The 1,448-nt window shown below is 40.3% G+C and carries 3 protein-coding genes; 2 read left to right on the top strand and 1 reads right to left on the bottom strand.

Annotated features, from left to right (window positions below; all coding sequences use genetic code 11):
- A partial coding sequence (locus WKK33_RS00015; RefSeq protein ID WP_337931947.1) for a bifunctional hydroxymethylpyrimidine kinase/phosphomethylpyrimidine kinase occupies nt 1-356 on the bottom strand: 356 nt, incomplete at its 3' end.
- A gap of 338 nt (nt 357-694) precedes the next feature.
- Between WKK33_RS00015 and WKK33_RS00010 the strand changes: the two genes are divergently transcribed.
- A complete protein-coding gene (locus tag WKK33_RS00010) occupies nt 695-1,018 on the top strand; it encodes a hypothetical protein (protein ID WP_337931946.1) in 324 nt (107 codons plus the stop codon).
- A 28-nt stretch (nt 1,019-1,046) separates the two neighbouring features.
- Nucleotides 1,047-1,448: hypothetical protein (locus WKK33_RS00005; protein WP_337931945.1), on the top strand; the 402-nt coding region annotated here is incomplete at its 3' end.

Genomic DNA, 1,448 nt, shown 5'->3' with positions numbered 1-1,448 from the left:
GTTCCCATCAGTCGGTCGCCGTGGCTGGAGAAGAGCACTGGAGCGTACACCACCGACTTGGGCTTGTAACGCCGCAGGGCACTCACAATGGCTTTCAGTACCTCCGTGTTTCTAACCATACCTATCTTCACCGTCTCGGGCATCACATCATCGACGATGGCGTCGAGCTGTCCGCTTACAATGGGAGCCGGCAAATCATAGAAATGCTGGATACCCAGGGTATTTTGCAAGGTCACCGAGGTGATGACCGACACAGCCTTGGAGCCGAGTGCCGATATCGTGGTGATGTCGGCCTGAACGCCCGATCCACCTGTGCTGTCGCTTCCCGTGATGGTAAGTATTGCCGAATTACTCATTAACTGAATTCATTTCGAATGCAAAGAAAACAAAAATTAGGGTAAAAGGCGAATTTTATTCCCTTTTTGACAAACATTTCTTCATTTTGGACATTCACCGAGTGCGCTTGAAAAAAATGCTCCTCTGAAGGGTAAAGAGCAACCAAGGTGGGAATTTAACACTACAACTTCCGGCTCCTACTCCATAAAACATAATTTACCGTAAAAATGCAAAAGCAAGTATAAGTTTTAACTCTCAAAACTTGCAATTGCCCAAAAGATTTTCTTCTTTTGCAAAAAGAAATACGAAAACTTTTCTATGGGTGTCGCTTTTAACAACCATCTAAAACTAAGAAACTATGAAACAGGCTATACTTATATTAGCGCACAAAGATTTTGCAGCCTTGAGAAAGTTAATAGCTTATTTCAAGCAAGATTGTTATGTGTTTGTTGAAGTTTACGTAGGATCTGACAATAATATACCAGAAGGTTATTCTGTACAATTCCGTCTAGATGATTTTGAGGGCAACTACATGGAAACACAGATATTAAAAAAAATCCCGCCTGAAGGCTCAAGCTACGCAAAAGTAGGCACATTTCAGTATGTAAAAGACAAGAAATACAGGATGTTCATCAAAGTCTTTCATAATGACAACATTATAGAAACAGCCCAATTACCTTAGCTTTTGAACACCCTACTTACTAAAAAATATGAAAATAGATAAGAAATATAGAAATTTGTTAGGTGGTATTGCGATCATTCTTAGTTTGGTCTCTTCATGCATCCCTATATGTGATTCAAGGACTATCGCCATTTTCACGAATCGTACGAATGACACCTTATTTATAGGTGCCTCCCACTACGATACGATTGATAGTGTGGATTGTCTATTGCAACCTGCATATTTGCCTATTGATAGTGACCTCTATCCTTCTAAGGTGACGTTGTGGGATGGTATTGATGTCCAAGGTGACATCATATATCCAGACTCGTTGTTTACCATAGATGGCAATTATCTATTCAACAATACCGATACCTGCTATTTCTTCTTAATCAAATGTAACTATTCAGCGATAGCCTTGCACCTTAATCCGCGATTGAAATATACAGCA

The sequence above is a fragment of the Hallella sp. genome, from assembly GCF_037460745.1.
Classification (GTDB): domain Bacteria; phylum Bacteroidota; class Bacteroidia; order Bacteroidales; family Bacteroidaceae; genus Prevotella; species Prevotella faecis.
This window is presented reverse-complemented; position numbering and strand designations above follow the sequence as displayed.